Source organism: Ruegeria sp. CG4 (assembly GCF_056537185.1).
The window spans coordinates 459,327-475,023 of record NZ_JBQFRB010000003.1; the positions used below are offsets into that span (position 1 = coordinate 459,327).

Annotated in this window: 18 protein-coding genes; 14 read left to right on the forward strand and 4 right to left on the reverse strand. The window is 61.1% G+C overall.

Annotated elements, in window-relative coordinates:
- Positions 1-47: 47 nt before the first annotated feature.
- The 3 genes from ACR0J2_RS11660 to fsa all read right to left on the reverse strand — a co-directional run bounded on the left by ACR0J2_RS11660 (position 48) and on the right by fsa (position 2,520).
- Entirely contained in the window at positions 48-968 is a 921-nt protein-coding gene (locus ACR0J2_RS11660; protein ID WP_480812658.1) for a tyrosine recombinase XerC, read from the reverse strand.
- Entirely contained in the window at positions 965-1,672 is a 708-nt protein-coding gene (locus ACR0J2_RS11665; RefSeq protein ID WP_480812659.1) for a DUF484 family protein, read from the reverse strand. The genes ACR0J2_RS11660 and ACR0J2_RS11665 overlap by 4 nt, the downstream gene beginning before the upstream one ends.
- A 194-nt stretch (positions 1,673-1,866) precedes the next feature.
- Positions 1,867-2,520, reverse strand: coding sequence for a fructose-6-phosphate aldolase (gene fsa, locus ACR0J2_RS11670; protein WP_170613342.1), 654 nt, complete (start codon positions 2,518-2,520; stop codon positions 1,867-1,869).
- Positions 2,521-2,608: 88 nt separating this feature from the next.
- On the opposite strand from fsa, the gene ACR0J2_RS11675 reads away from it, so the two are divergent.
- The 4 genes from ACR0J2_RS11675 (at position 2,609) to ACR0J2_RS11690 (ending at position 7,504) form a co-directional block, all read left to right on the forward strand.
- A complete protein-coding gene (locus ACR0J2_RS11675; protein ID WP_480812660.1) occupies positions 2,609-4,804 on the forward strand; it encodes a primosomal protein N' in 2,196 nt (731 codons plus the stop codon).
- A gap of 80 nt (positions 4,805-4,884) precedes the next feature.
- Positions 4,885-6,117 carry an MFS transporter gene (locus ACR0J2_RS11680; RefSeq protein ID WP_170807739.1) on the forward strand — a complete coding sequence of 411 codons (1,233 nt, stop codon included), beginning with the start codon at positions 4,885-4,887 and terminating at the stop codon, positions 6,115-6,117.
- Positions 6,118-6,183: 66 nt separating this feature from the next.
- Positions 6,184-7,056 carry a 50S ribosomal protein L11 methyltransferase gene (locus ACR0J2_RS11685; RefSeq protein WP_170807740.1) on the forward strand — a complete coding sequence of 291 codons (873 nt, stop codon included), beginning with the start codon at positions 6,184-6,186 and terminating at the stop codon, positions 7,054-7,056.
- Between the two features lie 103 nt (positions 7,057-7,159).
- The gene (locus tag ACR0J2_RS11690) at positions 7,160-7,504 is read left to right on the forward strand and encodes a hypothetical protein (protein WP_170678184.1); all 345 of its coding nucleotides are present in this window, start codon (positions 7,160-7,162) and stop codon (positions 7,502-7,504) included.
- 89 nt (positions 7,505-7,593) lie between these two features.
- Here ACR0J2_RS11690 and ACR0J2_RS11695 read toward each other — a convergent pair whose 3' ends face one another.
- A complete protein-coding gene (locus ACR0J2_RS11695) occupies positions 7,594-7,806 on the reverse strand; it encodes a DUF1127 domain-containing protein (protein ID WP_170613332.1) in 213 nt (70 codons plus the stop codon).
- Between the two features lie 333 nt (positions 7,807-8,139).
- Here ACR0J2_RS11695 and ruvC point away from each other — a divergent pair, with 333 nt between their 5' ends.
- The 10 genes from ruvC (at position 8,140) to pal (ending at position 15,693) form a co-directional block, all read left to right on the forward strand.
- Positions 8,140-8,637 (forward strand): crossover junction endodeoxyribonuclease RuvC, encoded by a 498-nt coding sequence (gene ruvC, locus ACR0J2_RS11700; protein ID WP_170613330.1) that lies wholly within the window; start codon positions 8,140-8,142, stop codon positions 8,635-8,637.
- On the forward strand, positions 8,634-9,311 hold the full coding sequence (ruvA, locus tag ACR0J2_RS11705) for a Holliday junction branch migration protein RuvA (protein ID WP_480524830.1): 678 nt from the start codon (positions 8,634-8,636) through the stop codon (positions 9,309-9,311). The genes ruvC and ruvA overlap by 4 nt, the downstream gene beginning before the upstream one ends.
- Before the next feature lie 4 nt (positions 9,312-9,315).
- Complete coding sequence (gene ruvB / locus ACR0J2_RS11710; RefSeq protein WP_480812661.1) at positions 9,316-10,335, forward strand: Holliday junction branch migration DNA helicase RuvB; 1,020 nt, start codon at positions 9,316-9,318, stop codon at positions 10,333-10,335.
- A gap of 63 nt (positions 10,336-10,398) precedes the next feature.
- Positions 10,399-11,022 carry a hypothetical protein gene (locus ACR0J2_RS11715; protein WP_480812662.1) on the forward strand — a complete coding sequence of 208 codons (624 nt, stop codon included), beginning with the start codon at positions 10,399-10,401 and terminating at the stop codon, positions 11,020-11,022.
- Positions 11,019-11,402 (forward strand): tol-pal system-associated acyl-CoA thioesterase, encoded by a 384-nt coding sequence (gene ybgC / locus ACR0J2_RS11720; protein ID WP_480812663.1) that lies wholly within the window; start codon positions 11,019-11,021, stop codon positions 11,400-11,402. The genes ACR0J2_RS11715 and ybgC overlap by 4 nt, the downstream gene beginning before the upstream one ends.
- A 105-nt stretch (positions 11,403-11,507) precedes the next feature.
- Entirely contained in the window at positions 11,508-12,203 is a 696-nt protein-coding gene (gene tolQ, locus ACR0J2_RS11725; RefSeq protein ID WP_170807745.1) for a protein TolQ, read from the forward strand.
- Position 12,204: 1 nt separating this feature from the next.
- Entirely contained in the window at positions 12,205-12,681 is a 477-nt protein-coding gene (tolR, locus tag ACR0J2_RS11730; RefSeq protein ID WP_170807746.1) for a protein TolR, read from the forward strand.
- 9 nt (positions 12,682-12,690) lie between these two features.
- Positions 12,691-13,785, forward strand: a complete 1,095-nt coding sequence (locus ACR0J2_RS11735) for an energy transducer TonB (RefSeq protein ID WP_480812664.1) — start codon at positions 12,691-12,693, stop codon at positions 13,783-13,785.
- Positions 13,782-15,101 (forward strand): Tol-Pal system beta propeller repeat protein TolB, encoded by a 1,320-nt coding sequence (gene tolB, locus ACR0J2_RS11740; RefSeq protein WP_170613314.1) that lies wholly within the window; start codon positions 13,782-13,784, stop codon positions 15,099-15,101. The genes ACR0J2_RS11735 and tolB overlap by 4 nt, the downstream gene beginning before the upstream one ends.
- A gap of 88 nt (positions 15,102-15,189) precedes the next feature.
- A complete protein-coding gene (pal, locus tag ACR0J2_RS11745) occupies positions 15,190-15,693 on the forward strand; it encodes a peptidoglycan-associated lipoprotein Pal (protein ID WP_170678166.1) in 504 nt (167 codons plus the stop codon).
- Positions 15,694-15,697: the final 4 nt, after the last annotated feature.

Genomic DNA, 15,697 nt, shown 5'->3' on the forward strand with positions numbered 1-15,697 from the left:
AAAGTCTCCAATGACCAAACGCCGGCGAATGGCTGTGGTGATCCGGTTCAGGCTTTGGGATGAGCCCGGTTGTAGACTTCCATCAGGCGCGCGCTGTCGACTGCCGTGTAGGTCTGCGTGGTTGAAAGCGACGCATGCCCCAGCAACTCCTGAATTGCGCGCAGATCACCACCCGCCGACAGAAGATGTGTGGCAAAGCTGTGCCTGAGCGCATGTGGGGTGGCTGTGGCAGGCAGGCCCAGCTGCATCCGTGCCTTCGCCATGACGCCCTGGATTGCGCGTGGGTTCAGCGGTCCGCCCCGCACACCGCGAAACAGCGCTTCCGAGGGCAACAGGGAATGAGGACAAAGCGACGTGTACCGTTCCACGGCCTGCCGGGCGACTGGCAGAACTGGCACGATCCTCTCCTTCCCGCCCTTGCCCAGAATCCGCAGTGTTGCTGGCAGAGGCACATCCCTACCCGTCAGGGACAGGGCTTCGGATATTCGCAATCCGCACCCGTAGAGCAGTATCACCACCGCCATGTCCCTGGCCGCGACCCAATCCGAGCTGGATTGTAGTTCGACCGTATCAATCATCGCGCGCGCCGCATCTTCGGCAAGCGGGCGGGGCAGTTTTTGGGTGTATTTGGGCGCGCGGGTCGACAGAACGGCGGTGGGTTCAAAGCCTTCGCGCTCGGCCAGCCAGCGATAAAAGCTTTTGACGGCCGACAATTTGCGCGCCAGCGACCGTGCCCCCACGCCGCTACCGCGCTGATCCGCCATCCAGGCCCGCATGTCCGAAACCGTGATCCGTTCAAGCGCGGCCAGCCCCTGCTGCCCGTTATGGTGCAGGGTCATGAAGGACAAAAAGTCGGTGACATCGCCGCGATAGGCGGATTGCGTGTTCTCCGACCGTCCGGCCAGCGCGGCAAGCCCGTCAAGCCATTGCTGCAGCGCATCGCGGCAGGCCGGAGAAATCAGGCTCACGACAGCCAGTGGCGCATGGAGCGTTCAAATACGCCGGCAAAGAAGGTCAGAAGGTCGGTGCCCAGTTGTGGAGAGAAATGTCGCGGATCCCGGGCCCCCATTACGATCATTCCCGGCAGGCGACCCGTGCCCAGGTTCAGCCGTAGGCAGGCTTCGGACCGCAAATGCCCCGCCTGCGCACCATAGATCCTGCGGCTGTGTTGCCGGGTTTCGCGCAAAATGACATCCCGCGTGGATCTGCTGCGATCACTGTTGAGGTACTCGTCGACAAAGCCGGGCTCGACCACGGCCAGAACGCCCCCCAGCTTTTCGATGGCGGGATCGTTTTGTTCGATTGTGGTTTCCAGAACCAAGGTGATCTGATCCACGCGCAAAATATCGGCCACGTCACTGCCCAGGGCGCGCAGGAATTCTTCGAACTCGACGGGCTCCAGCAGGCGCAGAATGGCGCGGTGTACCTGATTTGTGCCCGCAAGGTTCTCGTAAGCCGCCGCGATGACCGATCGGTGGGTGTCTTCCAGCCGGTCCAGCCGCGCCTCAAGCCGCTGCATGGCGATGCCGCGCAGGTCGATGACATTTTCGCCACGCGCCTGTTCGTTCGCGGCCACCAGGGCCTGCATCAGGTCCTTGTCATCCAGCACAGCGTCTGGTTCAGCCAGAATCGCGGCGCGAAGGCTATCCTCGAGTTTGGGGTTACTGCTCATATCCCGTCCGGTCTTTTTTTGTTGTGCCGGACTATAACATGGCTTGCCGCGATTGCCTTGGAAAAAATGCAGCTTTGACGGGTTTTCTCAGGTCTGATGCGGCGGCTCCCGCCTGCCTGCGCCTGATCGGGGATCAGGCCTCGGCCGTTGGGCCGGGCGCGGCGCCAGACGGCGCCGCGCGGTTGTGCAATGGATCAGAGGATTTTCTGGCCGGTCTTGGCCCAATCGGCCAGGAAGGTCTCGAGACCCTTGTCGGTCAGCGGGTGATCGGCCAGTTTCTTGATGACGGCGGGTGGCGCTGTGATCACGTCGGCACCGATGCGCGCGCTGTCGGTCACATGGTTCACGGTGCGGATCGAGGCGGCCAGAATTTCAGTTTCGAACCCGTAATTGTCATAAACCTGGCGGATGTCGGCGATCAGATCCATGCCATCAAGGTTGATGTCGTCCAGACGTCCGATGAAGGGCGAGATGAAAGTCGCACCAGCCTTGGCTGCCAGAATGGCCTGGTTGGTGGAGAAGCAGAGAGTCACGTTGACCATCTGGCCTTCGTCGGTCAGCGTTTTGCATGTTTTCAGACCGGCCCATGTCAGCGGTACTTTTACGGCGATGTTGGGGGCGATCTTGGCCAGCTTGCGGCCTTCGGCGATCATGTCGTCGGCTTCGGTTGCGACCACTTCGGCAGACACAGGCCCGTCGACCAGATCGCAGATTTCCTTGGTCACTTCCAGAATGTCGCGGCCCGACTTCAGGATCAGCGACGGGTTGGTGGTTACGCCGTCCACCATGCCCAGATCGTTCAGTTCGGCGATGGCATCGATCTCGGCGGTGTCTACAAAGAATTTCATGAGGGCAGTCCTTTGATGGGTTGGCCTTGGTTGCGGATGGCTTTACCTCAAAGAGACCCATGCTGGAACCCCCTGCGAAGGATATGCCGTGAGCGCTAACGGATTTTTCGACGAAGGAGACCTGGTTGCGGTGCTGACAACGCAGCCGCTGGACCGGACGTTGGACTATAAGGCGCCCGAGGGTGGGTGCTTTCTGGGGGCGTTTGTCGAAGTACCATTGGGGCCGCGCAAGGTTCTTGGCGTGGTCTGGGGGCCGGGGCTGGGGGGCTTTGACCTTGCCAAGGCGCGGTCGGTCATACGTGTGCTCGAGGTTGCGCCGATGCGAGAGGAGATGCGCGTGTTTCTGGGGCGGGTGGCCGATTATACGCTGACGCCGATGCCCGCGATGCTGCGTCTGGCGACCCGCGCGCCGGGGCTGGGTGATCCGCCGTCTATGCGCAAGATATATCGCCTTGGCGAAGGTCAACCTGACCGGATGACGGATGCACGTACCCGCGTGCTGGAAGTGTTGCGCGACTATGGCGGGTTGGCCTTTACGCTGAAGGAACTGGCTGAACAGGCAGGGGTGACGTCCTCGGTCGTCAAGGGCTTGGTCAAGCAAGGCGCGGTTCGGGAAGAGGACAGCCCGCGAGATCTGCCCTATCCGCGTCTGGACCCGGATTTGCCCGGAAAGGAGCTGACAGAAGATCAGGCGGAGGCCGTCACGCGGCTGCACGCCGGGCAGCGGACGGGGAGCTATGGCACGACCTTGCTGAAGGGTGTGACCGGGTCCGGCAAAACCGAGGTGTATCTGGAAGCGGTGGCCGAGACTTTGCGGCAAGGGCGGCAGGCGCTGGTCTTGCTGCCAGAGATTGCCCTGACTGCCGAGTTTCTGACCCGGGTCGAGGCAAGGTTTGGCGCGCGTCCGGCCGAATGGCACTCGGGCGCGACCATGACCGAACGCCGCCGGGTCTGGCGGATGGTCGGGCAGGGGGATGCGCAACTGGTGGTCGGCGCCCGGTCGGCGCTATTCCTGCCGTTCCGCAATCTGGGCCTGGTTGTTGTAGATGAGGAACATGATACCTCTTACAAGCAAGAGGATGGCGTGCATTACAGCGCCCGCGACATGGCGGTCCTGCGCGCGGCCATCTGTGGCGCGCGGGTGATTCTGGCCAGTGCCACGCCCTCATTGGAAAGCTGGGCCAACGCCGAGGCCGGGAAATACGAGCGTCTCGATCTGACGTCGCGGTTCGGGGCGGCGGTCCTGCCCGAGATGAAGCCCATCGACATGCGCGCCGAACAGATGCAGGCGGGAACGTGGATTTCGCCGTCCCTGCGGCAGGCAGTGAGGCAGCGGATCGAGAAGGGTGAGCAATCGCTGCTGTTCATCAACCGCCGTGGCTACGCGCCGGTGACGCTCTGCCGCGCTTGCGGTGAACAGATTGCCTGTGATCACTGTGACGCGCGGATGGTCGAGCATCGCTTTTTGAAACGCCTTATGTGCCATCAATGCGGCGAAACCAAACCGATGCCCGAGACCTGTCCGTCCTGCGGGGTCGAAGGCAAACTGGCCCCGGTCGGGCCGGGAATCGAGCGGCTGGCGGAAGAGGCCGAAGCGACCTTTCCCGAGGCGACGATCGCGATGCTCAGTTCTGACCTGTTCGGCTCGGCGCGGGCGCTGAAGGCCAAGATTGAAGAGATTGCCGAAGGCGACGCGGATCTCATCATCGGGACACAGCTGGTGGCCAAAGGGCACAACTTTCCAAAGCTGACGCTGGTCGGAGTTATCGACGCGGATCTCAGCCTGCATGGCGCAGACCTGCGGGCTGCCGAGCGGACCTTCCAGTTGATGCGGCAGGTTGCGGGTCGAGCCGGTCGGGCCGACAAGCCCGGGCAGGCGCTGTTGCAGACCTTTCAACCGGAACATCCTGTCATCCGCGCCATTCTGTCCGGCGATGAAGAAGGTTTCTGGAAGGCCGAGGCCGCCGGGCGGCAGGCGGCAGGCGTGCCGCCTTATGGCCGCATGGCTGGAATTGTTCTGTCGGGCCCCGAGGTCGGCCCGGTTTTCGACATCGGCAATGCCATGGCCCGCAATGACGCGCCGCTTCGTGACGTGGGCGCGCAGGTGTTTGGTCCGGCCCCGGCGCCCATCGCCCGCATCCGTGGCCGCCACAGGGTGCGGCTGCTGGTCAAAGCGCCGAAGGGCGCGCCCATTCAGGACGCGATCGCGCGCTGGATCGCGCCTTTGCGCCTGAAAGGCGATATCCGACTTTCCGTGGATATCGACCCGCAAAGCTTCTACTGACGTCTGCATCTGCGCAGGCCTGCTGTGCGCATGCCGCTTCCCTCTCGCCAAACTGTTCAAATGGGCGTAGAGGGAGTCCCATGCTGAAACCCATGCCGCTTTCTGAGGCGCAGAGCCTTCCGTTCTGGCGCCGTCCGGTCACGCTCCTTTTCGTGATGGCATTGACCATGCCCATCGCGTTCAACGCGTGGAGCGCGCTGTTGAACAACTTTGTCATCGAGGTGGCGAATTTCGACGGGGCGGATATCGGTCTGCTGCATACGGTGCGGGAAATTCCGGGCTTTCTGGCCGTCGGCGTGATTGCCGTGATCCTGTTCATTCGCGAGCAGGTGCTGGCGATGATCTCGTTGATGCTGCTGGGTGTTGCAACGGCCGTCACTGCTTGGTTTCCCAGCCTTGGCGGGTTGCTGTTTGTGACGCTGTTCAGTTCGATCGGCTTTCACTACTACGAAACGGTAAACCAGTCGCTGCAACTGCAATGGTTGCCCAAGGACCGCGCGCCGCAAGTGCTGGGATGGTTGGTGGCGATTGGGTCTGCATCGACTCTGGTGGTCTACGGCCTGATCGTCCTGACATGGGACCGGTTCGATCTGTCCTACAACACGGTATTCATGGCGGCCGGGGGGCTGACGGCGTTGCTCGGCCTGTTGTGCCTGATCGCTTACCCGCAGTTTGATGCGCCGACGCCGCAAACAAAGAAAATCATACTCCGCCGCCGGTATTGGCTTTACTATGCGCTGCAATTCATGGCCGGCGCCCGGCGGCAGATCTTCATTGTTTTCGCCGGTTTCATGATGGTCGAGAAGTTCGGTTTTGACGTGCACGAACTGACAGGGCTGTATCTGATCAATCTGCTGATCAACATGACCGCTGCGCCCATGTTGGGCAAAGCGGTGGCGATGTTCGGCGAACGCCGCACGCTGATCTTTGAATATACCGGTCTGGCGATCGTGTTCGCGGCCTATGGCGGCATCTACTGGTTTGGCTGGGGCGTGCTGCTGGCCGCAATCCTATACGTGATCGACCACGTGCTGTTCGCGCTCGCGCTGGCACTGAAGACCTACTTCCAGAAGATCGCCGACCCGGCGGATATTGCGCCCACGGCGGCGGTGGCTTTCACGATCAACCATATCGCGGCTGTGTTCCTGCCTGCATTGCTGGGGCTCCTGTGGGTTGTCTCGCCCGGCGCCGTTTTCGGGCTGGCTGCTGCCATGGCGCTGGTCTCGCTGGGTCTGTCCCTGCTTATCCCGCGTCACCCGGAACCGGGCAACGAAACCATCCTGTCGAAATACGCACCCGCCCCCGCCGAATAGGCGCCAGCGCTTGACCTTGGCGGCCGGTGGCCCTAGGCGCAGTGCGAGATTGGACAGGAGGCCCCGATGCCCACATTCACTGCGCTCACGACACTGAACGGGAAGAAAGCCGCCGAAAGCCTGGGCGAAGCGATGGAGCGTCTGGACCCGGAACCAACCGGTGTGGGCGTGTTCGAGGTCGAAGACGACTCGGGCCTGTGGGAGGTTGGCGGTTACTTCACCGAAGCCCCCGATGAAACCGCGCTGGCCGTTCTGGCCGCTGCGTTCGGGGCGAAGCCCTTTGTCGTTTCGGAACTGCCCGAAACCGACTGGGTCGCGCATGTCCGCCGGGAACTGGCGCCGGTCGAGGCGGGGCGGTTCTTTGTCTATGGCAGCCATGATGCGGACAAGTTGCCCGAAGGCCGTATCCCTCTGCTGATCGAGGCCGCGATGGCGTTTGGCACGGGGCACCATGGCACGACCCTTGGATGCCTCAAGGCGTTGGATCGGTTGCTTGACGAAGGGTTCTCGGCGGCGAAAGTGGCAGATATCGGCTGTGGCACCGCTGTTCTGGCAATGGCCGCCGCGCGGGTCTGGGACGGGCAGTTTCTGGCCAGCGATATTGACCAGGTCGCGGTTGACGTGGCCGAGGCCAACCTGAAGGCAAACGGGATGTCCGGTCAGGTGCTCTGTATCGAGGCGGCGGGCTTCGATCACCCCGATCTGCAATCGCATGCGCCCTATGACCTGATCTTTGCGAATATTCTGAAAGGTCCGCTGGTGGCTCTGGCACCGGAAATTTCAGCGAATCTGCGCTCTGGAGGCTACGCGATTCTGTCAGGGATTCTGAACGAACAGGCCGATGACGTCGTTTCCGTTTATTTACAAAATGGGTTCAATACCCATCATCGCGGCCAGATTGGTGACTGGACGACGCTGATCTTAAGCAAACAGGGCTAATTCAGGGCCATTTGCAGGAGTTTTGTGGTTTTTTGCCTCTTTTTTGTCGCAATCTGTTTCTACCGTCATTCAAGTCAGCGGGGGGCGGTTTTAGGAGGCTGCCATGACGGTAAAACAACTGGAGTTCGATCAGCGCGTCAATCGCCTGAACAAGAAGCACAGCAAGATGAGCCACGGCTATCGTGCGACGATGCGCAAGGATGGTCTGGTGGTGATGAAACCACAGCGCGTCAGATCGGCGATCCCTGCAAAGGTTCTGCTGTTCTGCATCTGCGGGTTCTTTGCCTTCAAGGCGTTTCTGCTGTCCAGCCTTGGTCCGACCGGTTATGACCACCGCATTGACACCCTAAGCCAGGGCACCTCGGTTGAGCAGGCAGGAGCCTGGATCATGCAGGTAGACCCGATGACAGAGTTTCTCTCGGTTCAGCTTAACAAAGTCCTCTACTGACTTTGCCTGAATCAAAAAACACCGCGCTGCTTCTGGCTGCGCGGTGTTTTTTTGCTCCGTAAAGAAGCTGTGAGTGGGCGGTTGCCGTCTTAGCGGCGGCCTTCGGCAACGACGTCGATGTCGCCACGGCACAGGCCGATATCTTCCAGTTCACGGTCGGTCAGACCGCTCAGCGCGTTGCGGGTAACGCGGGCGTCATTCCATTCGACAACGGCGTTGACGACCGCTGCGAAAGTTTCACCGATACGGCCAACGAGGCCGAACGAGCCAGTGGCGGTGCGGGTTGTGTCCAGTGCAGCCATATCCTGTTTCCTTCTGGTTTGTGTTACTGTCTGATCTTGCGATCTGCCGGGCATCTAGTGATGTCATATCGCCGGCACAAGAGCGGAATTTGCATGTGTCCTATGCAATTTCTGCAGAGCTCGAGTTTCCTTAAATTCCCTTAAATCATTGATGAATTTCCCTTTCATTAGGTGGCGGAAACAGGACATTCCGGGTCGCAAAAAGGGTCCATCCGTCGCCGTTGAGACAGGTCTGTCGTTTTTGGCCTTTGGGTCAATTCGCTTGGAAAATGTTCTTGCTTCGTGCTAGTTGATAAAAAAATCACACGAACCCGAGCAGGCCAAAGGCACAACATGCGAATTCTAGGCATTGATCCGGGGCTGAGAACCCTGGGATGGGGCATCATCGAATCGCATGGCAGCCGTCTGAGCCATGTCGCCAACGGGTTGTGCAAGTCGGACGGGGACGATCTGGGTGAACGCCTTTTGTCCCTGCACAACCAGATCGTCGAGGTCATAGCCGAGTATCGACCGGATCAGGCCGCGATCGAGCAGACATTCGTCAACAAGGACGGGGCCGGAACGCTGAAACTGGGTCAGGCGCGCGGCGTGGCGTTGCTGACGCTGGCGAAGGCCGGTTTGACGGTCGGGGAATACGCGCCCAACCGGGTCAAGAAAACCGTGGTCGGTGTGGGTCACGCCGAAAAAGAGCAGGTGCTGCATATGGTCAAGCTGCAACTGCCGGGGTGTCAGCCCAAAGGAGCGGACGCGGCAGATGCGCTGGCGATTGCTATCTGTCATTCCTATTACGGCGCGGCGCCTCAGGCGCGGATGAAAGAGGTGCGGGCATGATCGGAAAACTGACCGGGCGGCTGGACTATCGCGCGGCAGACCACGTGCTGATTGATGTGCGCGGGGTCGGCTATATCGTCTACTGTTCGGACCGGACCATGGCGGCACTACCGGGTGTTGGTGAGGGCGTCTCGATCTACACCGACATGGTCGTGCGCGAGGACCTCATGCAGCTTTACGGGTTTCTGTCGCTGGTCGAAAAGGAATGGCATCGCCTGCTGTGTTCGGTGCAGGGCGTTGGGGCCAAGGTCTCGCTCGCCATTCTGTCCGCACTGGGACCGGACGGGGTCAGCCGCGCCATTGCGTTGGGTGACTGGGGCGCTGTCAAAGCGGCCAAGGGCGTCGGACCGAAGACGGCGCAGCGGATTGTGCTGGACCTCAAGGACAAGGCACCGGGCGTGATGGCAATGGGCGGCACGGTGACAGAGGCGATGAGTGGTCCCGAACTGGAAGTGGTCGAATCGTCCGAACCTGCACCAGTCGCCAAACCGACGGTCAGGCCAGTCTCGGGTTCGGCGGCTGCTACTGCGGGGGCTTTGTCGGCCTTGTCCAATCTGGGGTATGGACCGTCCGAGGCAGCATCGGCCGTGGCCGAAGCCGCAGCCAACCTGCCCGACGCGGATGAGGCGGAACTGATCCGGGCCGCTTTGAAACTGCTTGCTCCGAAAGGGTGAATGAATGGTAGACGCCGATCCCGCCCTGCGCCCCGATCCGTTGCCGGAAGACAATGACCGCGCGCTGCGTCCGCAGGGGCTGGACGAATTTATCGGTCAGGCCGAGGCAAGAGCCAATCTGCGCATCTTCATCCAGTCAGCCCGCCAGCGGGGCGAGGCGATGGATCACACGTTGTTCCATGGCCCGCCGGGGCTTGGGAAAACCACGCTGGCGCAGATCATGGCGCGCGAGCTGGGGGTGAATTTCCGCATGACTTCGGGCCCCGTGCTGGCCAAGGCGGGCGATCTGGCGGCGATCCTGACCAATCTGGAATCGCGGGACGTGTTGTTCATCGACGAAATCCACCGTCTGAACCCGGCTGTCGAAGAGGTGTTGTACCCTGCGATGGAGGATTTCGAGCTGGATCTGGTGATCGGTGAAGGTCCTGCGGCGCGCACCGTCCGGATCGAATTGCAGCCGTTCACTCTGGTGGGCGCTACGACCCGCATGGGGCTGCTGACCACGCCCTTGCGCGACCGGTTTGGTATTCCAACGCGGTTGCAGTTCTACACGGTCGACGAACTGCATGAGATAGTCACCCGCAACGCGCGCAAGCTGGGTGCTCCGGCTGATGATGAAGGCGCGCGCGAGATCGCCCGGCGTTCGCGTGGAACCCCCCGGATCGCCGGGCGGCTGCTGCGGCGCGTGGTCGATTTTGCCATTGTCGAGGGCGATGGACGAATTTCACGCGATCTGGCCGATGGTGCCCTGACGCGTCTGGGTGTGGACAACCTGGGGCTGGATGGCGCGGACCGGCGTTATCTGAAGCTGATCGCCGAGAATTACGAGGGCGGCCCTGTGGGAATCGAAACCTTGTCAGCAGCGCTGTCAGAAAGCCGGGATTCGCTTGAAGAAGTGATTGAGCCCTATTTGTTGCAGCAGGGACTGATACAGCGCACTCCGCGTGGACGGATGCTGGCGCAAAAGGCATGGACCCATTTGGGAATGGCGGCGCCCCGTGGGCAGAGCGATCTGTTTGGTTGATGCGGTGCGCCATGGGTTTTATGCCTTCGGCGAGAGTATTTTTGAAAAGATGAAGGGTCGGCCGTGACACCGGAAGAAATCGAAGCACTTTTTACGCGTGAAAGCGGCGAGTTCCTGTTCGCGCGTTGGGGGCGACCGATCGTGCCGATCGTCTTTGGCGTCGAAGATGATACGCTTTCCGTGATCAAGGGTGCGTTCGAGGCGGTTGTCGCGCTAGCTGGCCACAAGATGGCCGAGACCGATCCGGAACTGGGCGCGAACTGCATGGTCTTCTTTTTTCGCGACTGGCAGGAATTGCTGGAGGTGCCCGATCTGGACCGTCTGATCCCTGATCTGACCCCTCTGGTCGGGCGGCTGATGGACGCGGACGCCAACCAGTACCGCATATTCCGGTTCGAGGAGGACGGGACCATCCGGGCGGCGTTCGTGTTTTTGAAGATGGATGGCGAATTGTCCAAAATTCCTGCCGAAACGCTTGCGCTGGGGCAGGTGGTACAGACCGTTTTGTTGTGGTCCGATGCTGCGTTCCGGTCGCAGTCTCCGCTGGCCGTAGCTGGCGGAACGACAATTCTGCGCCCTGAAATCGCTGCGCTGATCCGGGCCGCCTATGATCCGGTTTTGCCGGGAATGGCGCAGGATGCGTCCCACGCATTACGATTGTTTGCGCGTTTGGAGCAGCCACAATGAAGCACGTCTTTCCCATCCGGGTCTATTACGAAGACACCGACATGGGCGGTGTTGTCTATCATGCGAATTACCTGCGTTTTATTGAACGGGCACGGTCGGACTGGGTGCGCAACCTCGGCAATGACCAGAACGCGATGCGGGATCAGGGGATTGTCTGGGTCGTGCGCCGGATCGAGGCGGATTATCTGTCGCCGGCCAAGTTTGATGATGAACTGATCGTCGAAACCGAGATGGTTTCGATTTCAGGAGTGCGCCTGACCATGGCGCAGCTTGTCCGGCGCGGCGAAACCGAGATTTTCCGCGCCACCGTGACCGCCGTTTGCATCAATAGCGAGGGCAGGCCGATCCGTCTTCCGGCAGAGATTCGCGCATTGATGTAACAATTTACTCAGCCGGGGTGGTTCTGTTGGCTTTTCGATACCAACTGCGTTAGCGTTTGGCAAAACAAGGCCAAATGGCTGTCAGGCAAAACAAAGAGCAGGTTCATGGAAGCTGAAACGCTGGCGCTGGCGCAGGAGATCGACTTCTCCATGTGGGGGCTGTTTGCCCGCGCGACATTTATCGTCAAACTGGTGATGCTGATACTGGTCGTCGCATCGTTCTGGTCCTGGGCGATCATCATTCAGAAACTGATCAATTACCGCGCAGCGCGACGCGAAGCGCAGGTTTTTGATGAATCCTTCTGGTCCGGCAATCCGCTGGATGAGCTGTTCGAACAGATCGGGACGCGACCGGACGGCAGTTCCGAGAAGATATTCGCCGCCGGCATGATCGAGTGGCGCAGGTCACACCGAAATGACGGCGGCTTGATTGCCGGCGCGACGGCACGGATTGACCGGTCGATGGATGTGGCCATCGCAAAAGAGGCGGAAACACTGCAAAAAGGTCTGCCCATTTTGGCCACGGTCGGCTCGACCGCGCCATTTATCGGTTTGTTCGGCACCGTATGGGGCATCATGAACGCCTTTATCGAGATCGCCGAGCAGCAGAACACCAACCTTGCCGTTGTTGCGCCCGGTATTGCCGAAGCGCTTCTGGCCACCGGTCTGGGCCTGCTGGCCGCGATCCCGGCGGTGATTTTCTACAACAAGCTCAGCGCGGACAGTGATCGGATCGTTGGCGGGTATGAAGCCTTTGCCGACGAATTCGCCACCATCCTGTCGCGGCAGTTGGACAGCTGAGATGGGTGCGGCGGTTCAGCAACCCTCGGGCGGAAACGGCCGCAGGCGGGGGCGGCGGCGTGGTCGCGCCCAGCCGATGGCTGAGATCAACGTGACGCCATTTGTAGATGTCATGCTTGTGCTGCTCATCATCTTCATGGTGGCGGCCCCGCTGCTGACCGTGGGGGTGCCCGTGGACCTGCCCAAAACGGCGGCCAGTGCTCTGCCGGGGGACAATGAGGAACCGCTGACCGTCACACTGACAGCGGACGGGCGGGTGCAGATCCAGACCACGGACGTCGCGCGTGCCGATCTGATCGGAAAACTCAGGGCCATTGCGGTTGAGCGTACCAGTGACCGGGTGTTCCTGCGGGCGGACGGCGCAATTCCCTACGCGCAGGTGATGCAGGTGATGGGGGCGCTGAATGCCGGCGGGTTTTCGAATGTGGGCCTTGTGACCGATACTGGCGGGCCGACATTTGACGAAGGTGGAGAGTGAGGCCGCGCGGTGGATACCGGCACCAAGATCTCGGCGATTGCCCACATAGGTCTGATCGGATGGGCGCTGTTTGGCGGCACGTTCCGGTCCGAGCCTTTGCCTATGGCCGTTCAGGAGGTATCTGTGGTCACGGCTGAACAGTTTGCTGCGATGACCGCGCAACGCGACGCGCCCCAGGTTCCGTCGCCGCCCGCTGATTTGCAGCAGCCTGAAGAGCCCGAAGAGGCCAACGCCCCTGAACCGACACCCGAAGAACAACCAGAACCCGAGCCGATTGTCCCGTCCGAGCCCGAGCCTGATCCTTTGCCCGAGCCGGTGGAAGCCCCGCCCGAGCCGGAAGTGATCGAACAACCCCCGACGCTGGACCAGCCTGATACGGAAGTCGCTGCGTTGCCGACGCCGGGTCCGGAATCCCTGCCCAATTCCGCTGACAAGGTTGCGCCCGAGCCGGTGGCCCCGCCGCCGCCTGAGGCAAAACCGGATGACATCGAAACCCCCGCCGTATCCCTGGATGAAGGGGCCGAGACCCAGCAGGAGCAACAGGATCAGACCGCGCCCGAGGAAGCCACGGATCAGATCGTGACCGAGGCGGAAGAGACGCAGGAATTGTCGCCCCAGACTTCCCCGCGCCCCCGAACGCGGCCCAGCCGCCCGCAACCTCCGGCCGAACCCGTGGTGGCCGAAGTCCCGGAAGCCCCCGAAGAACCGGCGCAAAGCGACCAGCAGGCCATCGAGGATGCGCTGGCCGATGCATTGGGACAGGATGACGCGCCTTCGGGTCCACCGCTGACCAGTGGTGAAAAGGACGCGATGCGGCTGGCGGTATCGAAATGCTGGAATGTCGGATCGTTGTCGACGGACGCCTTGCAGACCGTCGTTGTGGTCGGCTTTTCTCTGACCCCGGATGGTAAGGTTGTTGGCGGCAGCTTGCAGTTGCTCGACAGCTCAGACGGCTCTTCAGGGGCTGCAAAACAGGCCTACGAGGCCGCGCGGCGCGCTATTTTGCGTTGCGGAGCCAAAGGATACGACCTGCCTGCTGACAAATACGCGCAGTGGCAGGATATTGAGATTACATTCAATCCCGAGAGGATGCGGATCAAATGATGAAACTTCTGACCAGCCTCTTTATTGGCCTGACGCTTCTGTCGGCGCCGGTTTTTGCACAAAGTGGGCCGCTGCGGTTGGAACTGGATCAGGGTATTATCGAACCCTTGCCCTTTGCCGTTCCAAATTTCGTACCGGACAGTCCTACCGCGGCGCAATACGCGCAGGACATCTCGCGCGTAGTTGCGGCGGATCTGACCGGCACCGGGCTGTTTCGCGAAATCTCGTCGGATGCGTTCATCAGTCAGGTGACAAGCTTCGAGGCCCCGCTTCAGTTTGCGGACTGGAAGGCCATCAATGCCGAAGCGCTGGTGACGGGCGCGGTCAACGTGTCAGGCAAAAAGCTGACCGTCCGTTTCCGGGTCTGGGATGTATTCTCGGGTCAGGAACTGGGCAGCGGGTTGCAGTTTGCAGGCACCACCGATGGCTGGCGGCGCATGGCGCATAAAGTGGCCGATCAGGTTTATAGCCGGGTGACAGGCGAGGGCGGGTATTTCGACAGCCGGGTTGCGTTTGTGTCGGAAAGCGGCCCCAAGGACCAGCGCCTGAAACGGCTGGCGATCATGGATTACGACGGAGCCAATGTTCAGTATCTGACCGACAGCTCGGCCATCGTTCTGGCTCCGCGCTTTTCCCCTACCGGCGAGCAGTTGCTTTACACAAGTTATGAAAGCGGCAGCCCCCGGATTTACGTTCTGGACGTGGGCCGGGTCAAACGGCGTGAACTCAAGACGCAGGACGGCACGATGAGTTTCTCGCCGCGCTTCTCGCCGGATGGGCGCTCGATCGTCTATTCGCTGATTCAGGGCGGTAATACCGACCTTTGGAAGATGGACCTTGCGTCGGGCCAAAGCGTCCGCCTGACGAACACGCCCGCAATCGAAACCGCACCTAGTTATTCACCGGACGGTTCGCAGATCGTGTTCGAAAGCGACCGCTCGGGCACGCCGCAACTCTACATCATGCCCGCCGGCGGGGGTGAGCCGACGCGCATCAGTTTCGGACAGGGCCGGTATGGCACGCCGGTCTGGTCGCCGCGTGGTGATCTGATTGCCTTCACCAAGCAGAACAAGGGCCGTTTCCACATCGGTGTCATGCGTACGGACGGCAGTGAAGAACGCTTGCTGACCTCGTCCTTCCTGGACGAAGGCCCCACGTGGTCGCCCAATGGTCGCGTGATCATGTTCACCCGCGAGACCCAGGGCGCAAGCGGACGGGCGACGCTGTATTCGGTGGATATTTCGGGCCGGAACCTGCGCCCGGTCCGCACGCCGGATGGCGGTAGCGACCCGTCCTGGGGGCCTTTGCAGAATTGATCGGGACAGCAGATCGGCAAAGTTCACATGAAACTCTGGCTGTGCTAAAGAGACGGCAATAAACAAACAAATCCACGAGGCACCTGAAATGAACGTATTGGGCAAAATCCTGGCCTTGGGCGCGCTGAGCGTGATCGCGGCCTGTACCAACAATGATCCATCGGCACTGGGCGGCGGCGCAGGCGGCAGCGGTTCGATCCTGCCGGGATCGCCAAGCGACCCACGCTCGCCTGCCTATTTCCAGCAAACGGTCGGGGACCGGGTGCTGTTCGAGGTCGACCAATCCACCCTGACCACGCAGGCGCAGACCGTTCTGCAGGGGCAGGCCGACTGGCTGATGGCAAACCCGGATTTTGTGGCGATGATCGAAGGTCACGCCGACGAACAGGGCACACGCGAATACAACCTTGCGCTGGGCGCGCGCCGGGCGAACGCCGCGCGTGAATATCTGATCTCGCGGGGGGTTGCGGGTAGCCGTCTGACCACGGTCAGCTATGGCAAGGAACGCCCGATCGAGATTTGCAGCACCGAGGATTGCTATTCCAAGAACCGCCGCGCGGTGACGGTGCTGACCGGCTCAACACTGGGGTAAGATG

Bases quoted from the DNA above. Each gene is read 5' to 3' on its own strand.
- ACR0J2_RS11665 (WP_480812659.1), bottom strand. From the start codon at position 1,672: ATGAGCAGTAACCCCAAACTCGAGGATAGCCTTCGCGCCGCGATTCTG.
- fsa (WP_170613342.1), bottom strand. From the start codon at position 2,520: ATGAAATTCTTTGTAGACACCGCCGAGATCGATGCCATCGCCGAACTG.
- ACR0J2_RS11680 (WP_170807739.1), top strand. From the start codon at position 4,885: ATGCTGAAACCCATGCCGCTTTCTGAGGCGCAGAGCCTTCCGTTCTGG.
- ACR0J2_RS11685 (WP_170807740.1), top strand. From the start codon at position 6,184: ATGCCCACATTCACTGCGCTCACGACACTGAACGGGAAGAAAGCCGCC.
- ACR0J2_RS11690 (WP_170678184.1), top strand. From the start codon at position 7,160: ATGACGGTAAAACAACTGGAGTTCGATCAGCGCGTCAATCGCCTGAAC.
- ACR0J2_RS11695 (WP_170613332.1), bottom strand. From the start codon at position 7,806: ATGGCTGCACTGGACACAACCCGCACCGCCACTGGCTCGTTCGGCCTC.
- ruvC (WP_170613330.1), top strand. From the start codon at position 8,140: ATGCGAATTCTAGGCATTGATCCGGGGCTGAGAACCCTGGGATGGGGC.
- ruvA (WP_480524830.1), top strand. From the start codon at position 8,634: ATGATCGGAAAACTGACCGGGCGGCTGGACTATCGCGCGGCAGACCAC.
- ruvB (WP_480812661.1), top strand. From the start codon at position 9,316: ATGGTAGACGCCGATCCCGCCCTGCGCCCCGATCCGTTGCCGGAAGAC.
- ybgC (WP_480812663.1), top strand. From the start codon at position 11,019: ATGAAGCACGTCTTTCCCATCCGGGTCTATTACGAAGACACCGACATG.
- tolQ (WP_170807745.1), top strand. From the start codon at position 11,508: ATGGAAGCTGAAACGCTGGCGCTGGCGCAGGAGATCGACTTCTCCATG.
- tolR (WP_170807746.1), top strand. From the start codon at position 12,205: ATGGGTGCGGCGGTTCAGCAACCCTCGGGCGGAAACGGCCGCAGGCGG.
- tolB (WP_170613314.1), top strand. From the start codon at position 13,782: ATGATGAAACTTCTGACCAGCCTCTTTATTGGCCTGACGCTTCTGTCG.
- pal (WP_170678166.1), top strand. From the start codon at position 15,190: ATGAACGTATTGGGCAAAATCCTGGCCTTGGGCGCGCTGAGCGTGATC.